Consider the following 7,250-nt stretch of genomic DNA (forward strand, 5'->3'; position numbering starts at 1 on the left):
CGATGAATTCGTAATTTTTAACAAAAAGGGCGGATATTTAATTCCGCCCCAAAAAGGATTATTGATTATGAAAATTTAGCAAGCTGAAAACTCAAACATCAAGAAAATTTTTGCGATTTTTCACCTTTGAATTGTCTAGCGATTGCCGATTTCTGGTGCCCGCAACGACAACAGGGGAATATCCGCCTGTGCTTGGGTCGGAACCTGTCGCCCACTCGCCAGCGTCGGAACTGAACCTCGCAGTCGCTCCGTCAGCTGCAAAGTGGTTGCGTCGTAAATTTGAGTCAGGATTTTGGGGTACAAGCCAATGCCAATAATCGGCACCAACAGACAGGCGATAATGAACACCTCTCGTGGTTCCGCATCGATCAAGGCTTCGTGTTCCACTAATTCCTTATTCTCCGGCCCGTAGCAAATTTCCCGCAGCATCGAGAGTAGGTAGATGGGGGTCAGAATCACGCCAACGGCGGCTAGAAAGACCACCACGACCTTGAAAGTGGGGTTATAAGCATCGCTGGTCGCAAAGCCGACAAACACCATTATCTCTGCCACAAATCCGCTCATCCCTGGCAATGCTAATGACGCGAGGGCACAAGTCGTCCACATGGCAAACATCTTTTTCATCCTCAGCCCGACGCCGCCCATTTCATCCAGCATCAGGGTGTGGGTGCGGTCATAAGTGGCTCCCACAAGGAAGAACAAGCTTGCCCCAATCAAACCGTGGGAAACCATTTGCAGCACTGCACCGCTCAAACCCAAGTCAGTAAACGTGGCAATTCCAATCAGCACAAATCCCATGTGGGAAATCGAGGAATAAGCGATTTTCCGTTTCAGATTACGCTGGGCAAAAGAGGTGAGGGCGGCGTAGATGATGTTGGTAACGCCCAAAATCACCAAAACGGGCGCGAACACGGCATGAGCATCGGGTAGCATCTGGGCATTCATCCGAATCAGAGCATAACCGCCCATCTTCAGAAGAATTCCTGCTAGCAACATATGCACTGGTGCAGTTGCTTCGCCGTGAGCATCTGGTAGCCAAGTATGCAGGGGAATAATCGGCAACTTGACGCCGTAGGCAATCAGAAACCCTGCATAGATCCAGAGCTGGAAAGTTAGGGGGTAATCCTTGGAAGCGATCGCCCTCATATCAAACGTCACGGTATCGCCGTAGAACGCCATCGCCAAGGCGGCTACTAAAATGAACAGCGATCCGCCAGCCGTATAAAGAATGAACTTGGTAGCCGCGTACAAACGCTTCTTACCGCCCCAAATTGCCAGCAGCAGGTACACCGGAATCAGTTCCAGTTCCCACACCAGGAAAAACAACAGCATATCCTGGACCGCAAACACTGCAATCTGACCGCCGTACATCGCCAGGAGCAAAAAGTAAAACAGCTTCGGCTTAAACGTCACGGGCCATGCTGCCAAAGTCGCCAGGGTGGTGATGAAGCCGGTAAGCAATACTAGCGGCATTGACAAGCCATCTACGCCCACCGACCACCTTAGGTCGATTTGGGGTACCCAGGAGTAACTTTCCACCAGTTGCAGACCGGGATTAGAAAAGTCGTACTGAGTATAGAAGGCATAAACCATCACCACGAAATCAATCAGCCCAATAATGAGGGCGTACCAGCGTACCGTCTTACCATCTTTATCGGGTATTAACGGAAGCAACAGGGATGCCGCGATGGGGAACAGGATGATAAAAGTCAGCCAAGGAAAATTAGCTGTATTCATGAGATATCAAATCGTGAGCAATAAGGTTTAGCTGTCAGCTATGAGTAAGTGTACTTAAAAAGGAAAAAGGAAAAAGTTTTCGGCTTTTTCCTTTTATCTTTTGTTGACAGCGGGTAGAAACACACAGCGAGCGGTTTCTAAATTTAAGTCACACCAAAGACAATCACGCCCACTAGCACCGCCCCAAACACAATCAGGGCATAGAATTGGACGCGACCAGTTTCAAAGTATTTCAGACTTTCACCACTCAACAGCGTCGCTAAGCCGGTGAAGTTGACTGCGCCATCAACCACGCGGAAATCCACTTCCATGACTTGTCGCGCTAAGCGACGGCACCCTTGAACGAAGAGGGTGTCATAGATTTCGTCGAAATACCACTTGTTGAGCGACAGCTTGTAAAAGAAGGGGATTTTAGCAGCGATCGCAGCAGGATCGATCTTGCCTCTCAAGTACATCAGAGAAGCCAGCGTAATTCCAATCAAGGCAATTCCGACCGAATTACCCCCCATGATCAGAAATTCTGTCAAATCAAACTCAGTGGATTTTTCTAGCACCTCGGTCAGCGGTTCGCCGGGGGCGTGAATGAATTCCTCAAAATAATTGTGGAAAGGTGTCCCAACCAAACCAATCAGCATCGACGGCACCGCCAGAACAATCAGGGGCAGCGTCATCGTCAGCGGCGACTCGTGGGGATACTCGCTATGACCGTGGTCATCGTGGCTGTCATGGGCTTTGGAGGATAACTCTCTAGTATCCATCGCCCCAGGGCCAAAAGCGTATTCGACCTGGGGAGATTTAGTCGCCCCTAGTAGTTCCTGCTTGATGCCTGATTCATGCCCTCGGAATTTGCCCTCAAACGTCCGGAAATACATCCGGAACATATAGAAAGCAGTCATTCCAGCCGTCAGCCAGCCGACGAACCACAGCGCCGGATTTGCCCCAAAAGCGCTGCCTAGAATTTCGTCTTTCGACCAGAACCCAGCGAAAGGTGGAATCCCGCTGATCGCGAGCGTTCCAATCAAAAAGGTGAGGGAGGTAATCGGCATATACTTCCGCAGTCCGCCCATCATCCGCATATCCTGAGCCAAGGCGGGATCGTGACCTACGACTGATTCCATGCCGTGAATCACAGAACCAGAACCCAAAAACAGCATTGCCTTGAAGTAGGCGTGTGTCATTAGGTGAAATAGACCGGCAGTATAGGCACCGACGCCCATTGCCATTACCATGTAGCCCAGTTGGGACATGGTGGAATAAGCGAGACCCTTCTTGATGTCGTTTTGGGTAATGGCAATAGTTGCCCCCAAAAATGCAGTAAAGGCACCCGTCCAGGCAATCACGTTCATTGCGACTGGGATGCCTTCAAACACGGGATACATCCGCGCAATTAGGAAGACGCCCGCAGCCACCATCGTTGCCGCGTGAATCAGGGCGCTGATGGGGGTAGGGCCTTCCATCGCGTCTGGTAGCCAGACGTGCAACGGGAACTGAGCAGATTTCGCCACTGGTCCCATAAACACTAAGATTGCGAACAGAGCCGCAAGGCCGGTACTTAGGTAGCCTGATGCGACAAATGCTTGCAGGCGATCGCCGATTACGTCAAATTCAAAGCTGCCCGTCGCCCAGTACAGCCCCAGCATCCCTAACAACAGCCCGAAGTCGCCGACGCGGTTGACGACAAAAGCCTTTTGGCAAGCATCGGCTGCTGCCTTCCGGTCATACCAGAATCCGATCAGTAGGTAAGAACACATACCGACCAGTTCCCAGAAAATATAAACCTGTACCAAGTTGGGGCTGACCACCAAACCCAACATGGAGGAACTAAACAGGCTCAGATAGGCATAGAAGCGCACATACCCCGGATCGTGAGCCATGTAGCCATCGGTGTAAATCATCACCAGGAAGGCAACTGTCGTCACGATGACCAGCATCAGGGCCGTCAAGTGGTCAATCGTGTAGCCCATATTCAGGTGAAAATTTCCCGCTGCTGCCCACTCCAGGCTACGAGTGTAGGTAGCATGACCTTGAATTTGACTCCAGAGCAACGCCAAGGAGAAACTCATCGCCGCCCCTAGCAGGGAGACTATAACCACGGCGTTGAACTGCCGCAGACTGTTGGTAAATCGATTAATCGAGATTAGTCCCAGACCAACCAGCATCGCCCCAGCTAGCGGCAGGACTGGGATGATCCAGGCATACTGATAGAGCAGTTCCATCACTGACGCCTACTTTATATTTCTTCACTAACTTGGTAAGACCGTTTACATTGTGACACAGACGGTCTCTAAAGTATTTATAACTAACAGTTTAGACAGGCAGAAACCTGTCAGCCAAAAATTAAACCCACCGATAGAGAGAATCGGTGGGTTTAAGAACGGGTAAAACGTTGCATTCAGGTTGAAAAGTTACAAGCAGCGAAAAAATTGATCGGGATTTACGCACTGAAAACTTGAAACCGAGATCCCCCAAACCCCCCTTGAAAACGGGGAACCGGACAATTCCCTACTTTATCGGCGGATGTAAAGGGGATCTCTGCGTCAGTCCTATTTATCTTGGATAGGAGCAGCTATCTCCAACTTCAGGCAGAATTTGGCAAATAACTTACCATAATTTTTTCTAATGCCATGCGTAAATCATCCCGCCCTTGAAAGCTATCAATGCGGTGAACTACCTTGCCGTTTTCAATCAGAACGATCGTGGGTAGAGTCTGGAGGCGATAAGTATTCGCCAGTTTTAAATTTTGATCGGCATTAATTCCAACTAATTTGACTTGTTCGCCCCATTCAGATTGAACTCTAGTCAGGAGGGGGTTAATTAGCCGACATAATCCACACCAGGGTGCCCAAAAATGAACTAGGACTGGGGTGGAAGATTCTAAAACTTCTTGTGTAAACGTCCGTTCGTTAACAGAAAGCACCATGATCCCTCTAGTTTTATTCGCTTTTACTATTGAAAGTCAGCCAAAAGGAGGAAGTGGAACAATAAACAATGAAGTAAAATCCTTCAGCTTACTCTAGCGCAACTGGTATGCCAGTGCGTATCTACTACGTCTAGGCATCTATGGGGAAGCTAAGGCGGTAGAACCAGAGCGTAATTAAGCTGAAAGTTATTTGGAATCATGCTACATCCATTTGGGATCGCGTGGCTCAGCATAATTGCGGAACTCACACTACCATCTGACAACACCTGTCGCCTGGATCAACCAGGGATGCGCCCACCACAACAGCAGAATGAAAGCAGTGACCCCCAGATACGCAGGGCGGAGAAACTCTTGCCATTTCAGGGTTTGATGCCCTTCCAGGAGCGCCTGGAAGGGGACAACAGAGGTGCGAGCTTTCACAGCCTCGAAAGCTTCCCCATAGCGAGCCAAGAGACGGCGATCGCCATGCCAAACTGCGAATAAATGATGCAGCACTAGCCCTACTGAAGTTAAGAGGGTAAACGTCGTGCCAACCCAAAGCGTATGGGCAATACACCAAATCACCTGTCCGACCATTTGGGGATGCCTAGTGATGCGGATAATGCCGGTTTCGTAAAGATGCACTTGAGGCTTTTCGATGGCGGCAATTTCTAGCAAGTTGAAAGTTGCTGGATAAAGAAACAGAAATGAGATAGCCGAAAGCACCCACACCACCGACTGAACGCCGGGGACGCCCTGAACTTGCCACAGTTGCAGCCCATCATAACGATGATTAATGAAGTAAACGATCAACACCACTGCTAGAGGAAGACTGACGAGGGCAAATAAGATGCGGTAGAGGCGGGGGCCGATTTTTTTTTCGCCCCAAGGACGCAGTGCAGCCAGACCACTGTGAGCGATCGCAAACCCAAAAAGCAGTCCCAGCATTATGTAGTGGCTAGGAGTCAGAAGGCTAAAGAAATTCATAAACTTTTACGTAATTTCCAGTAGAAAATAGACCCCCCAAGTATTCCCTGAGAGACTTGATCTCGTGTTGTGTTACTGTCGATGACTGAGAGGCTTTACAACGAAGTGGGCTATCAATCGCTTGAGTCCAGCCCCATCTCTCGCAAGAGAGCGCTTAGCGATCCTTCGGTCATTGGTGATGGGTCATCGGTCAAATGTCAGCAGTAACCAACAACTGACAACTGACAACCGACAAAAAGCTAACAGATCGCCGAGCTTTATGCCTCAGTCGCTCCTTTCCCTTTTCAGGTAAAGCCTGTATGTCTGACCTTCCTTTCACTTTAGACCAACTCCGCATTCTTAAAGCGATCGCCGCCGAGGGAAGCTTCAAGCGTGCCGCCGATAGCCTGTACGTCTCGCAACCCGCTGTCAGCCTCCAAGTCCAAAACTTAGAGCGGCAGTTGGATGTGCCGTTGTTTGACCGGGGAGGACGCAGGGCACAACTGACGGAAGCAGGGCACCTACTTCTCAGCTACGGCGAAAAAATCTTGACGCTTTGTCAAGAAACCTGCCGCGCCATTGAAGACTTGCAAAATCTCCAGGGTGGCACCCTGATTATAGGAGCTTCGCAGACGACAGGAACCTACTTACTGCCCCGAATGATTGGGATGTTCCGCCAGCAGTATCCAGATGTAGCAGTACAATTACACGTTCACTCGACGCGCCGCACGGCGTGGAGTGTCGCCAACGGGCAAGTTGACCTGGCAATCATTGGGGGAGAGGTTCCTTCCGAACTACAAGAAGCACTAAAAATTATTCCTTATGCTGAAGATGAACTAGCGCTGATCTTGCCAGCCTTACATCCCCTCGCCAAAATTGGGACTATCCAAAAAGACGATCTTTACAAATTGCAGTTCATTGCCTTAGACTCCCAATCCACCATCCGCAAGGTGATTGACCAAGTGCTAACTCGCTGTGGTATCGATACCCGACGCCTCAAAATAGAGATGGAACTTAACTCGATTGAGGCAATTAAAAATGCCGTGCAGGCAGGACTTGGGGCGTCGTTTGTCTCCCTATCGGCGATCGAAAAAGAGTTGCAAATGGGCATCCTCCACTACGCAAAAATTGAAGAGGTAGTGGTCAAGCGGATGCTATGGGTGATTGTGAACCCAAATCGCTACCGCTCCAAAGCAGCAGAAGCGTTTAGCCAAGAAATTTTACCTGCCTTTGCCTCCCCCGGATGGGGAAGAGAAATGGAAGCATCCACTCCAATCGAAGCCGATGGGTTCAAGGCAGCTGCTCCTAACTCCGCAGGCAGTTAATTCCAGTATTAGCCAGCTGTTAGTTGCTAATCGCGAATGGAAGTATGGCTACTAGCTCTTAAACAATTAGCAATTAGCAACAATCGATTAGGATTTGACCAGTAACTCCTCATGGAAATTTACTGTACCCGTCCCGGCTGCCCTCGTCCCCTGAATTTTTTTGCCGATCTTGATGACAACAACCTTGTCAAAACGGTGCAGCAGAAGTATTAGACCTCCTGCATGAATGAGAAAATAGTGTGCCAGTTGGCGATCGTCGAATTGCAAAATTAAGGAGAGACAAGGAGCAACTTAAGGAGGGGGCGATGCCATACACACAGTTA

Annotated in this window: 5 protein-coding genes and 1 pseudogene; 2 read left to right on the plus strand and 4 right to left on the minus strand. The window is 49.6% G+C overall.

Features of this window, described 5'->3' with window-relative positions; genetic code table 11:
- Nucleotides 1-135 precede the first annotated feature (135 nt).
- The 4 genes from NDI34_RS16905 to NDI34_RS16920 form a co-directional block, all read right to left on the minus strand.
- Entirely contained in the window at nucleotides 136-1,737 is a 1,602-nt protein-coding gene (locus tag NDI34_RS16905) for an NAD(P)H-quinone oxidoreductase subunit 4 (RefSeq protein ID WP_348233245.1), read from the minus strand.
- A 143-nt stretch (nucleotides 1,738-1,880) separates the two neighbouring features.
- Nucleotides 1,881-3,953 (minus strand): NAD(P)H-quinone oxidoreductase subunit 5, encoded by a 2,073-nt coding sequence (locus tag NDI34_RS16910; protein ID WP_348233246.1) that lies wholly within the window; start codon nucleotides 3,951-3,953, stop codon nucleotides 1,881-1,883.
- A gap of 362 nt (nucleotides 3,954-4,315) precedes the next feature.
- Nucleotides 4,316-4,657 carry a thioredoxin domain-containing protein gene (locus NDI34_RS16915; RefSeq protein WP_190413147.1) on the minus strand — a complete coding sequence of 114 codons (342 nt, stop codon included), beginning with the start codon at nucleotides 4,655-4,657 and terminating at the stop codon, nucleotides 4,316-4,318.
- 249 nt (nucleotides 4,658-4,906) lie between these two features.
- Complete coding sequence (locus tag NDI34_RS16920) at nucleotides 4,907-5,623, minus strand: NnrU family protein (RefSeq protein ID WP_348233247.1); 717 nt, start codon at nucleotides 5,621-5,623, stop codon at nucleotides 4,907-4,909.
- A gap of 299 nt (nucleotides 5,624-5,922) precedes the next feature.
- Between NDI34_RS16920 and NDI34_RS16925 the strand changes: the two genes are divergently transcribed.
- Both NDI34_RS16925 and NDI34_RS16930 read left to right on the plus strand, forming a co-directional pair.
- Nucleotides 5,923-6,927: a LysR family transcriptional regulator gene (locus NDI34_RS16925; RefSeq protein ID WP_190413151.1), complete on the plus strand. Its 1,005-nt coding sequence runs from the start codon at nucleotides 5,923-5,925 to the stop codon at nucleotides 6,925-6,927.
- A 111-nt stretch (nucleotides 6,928-7,038) separates the two neighbouring features.
- Nucleotides 7,039-7,137: pseudogene (locus tag NDI34_RS16930) on the plus strand (4-Cys prefix domain-containing protein); the annotation flags it as partial.
- Nucleotides 7,138-7,250 lie beyond the last annotated feature (113 nt).

Origin of the sequence: Trichocoleus sp. DQ-U1 (assembly GCF_039961925.1) — a bacterium.
Taxonomy (GTDB): Bacteria; Cyanobacteriota; Cyanobacteriia; order Cyanobacteriales; family FACHB-T130; genus FACHB-T130.

What these genes read in the sequence shown, in the direction of transcription:
- NDI34_RS16905 (WP_348233245.1), bottom strand. Translation starts at nt 1,737, where the DNA reads ATGAATACAGCTAATTTTCCTTGGCTGACTTTTATCATCCTGTTCCCC.
- NDI34_RS16910 (WP_348233246.1), bottom strand. Translation starts at nt 3,953, where the DNA reads ATGGAACTGCTCTATCAGTATGCCTGGATCATCCCAGTCCTGCCGCTA.
- NDI34_RS16915 (WP_190413147.1), bottom strand. Translation starts at nt 4,657, where the DNA reads ATGGTGCTTTCTGTTAACGAACGGACGTTTACACAAGAAGTTTTAGAA.
- NDI34_RS16920 (WP_348233247.1), bottom strand. Translation starts at nt 5,623, where the DNA reads ATGAATTTCTTTAGCCTTCTGACTCCTAGCCACTACATAATGCTGGGA.
- NDI34_RS16925 (WP_190413151.1), top strand. Translation starts at nt 5,923, where the DNA reads ATGTCTGACCTTCCTTTCACTTTAGACCAACTCCGCATTCTTAAAGCG.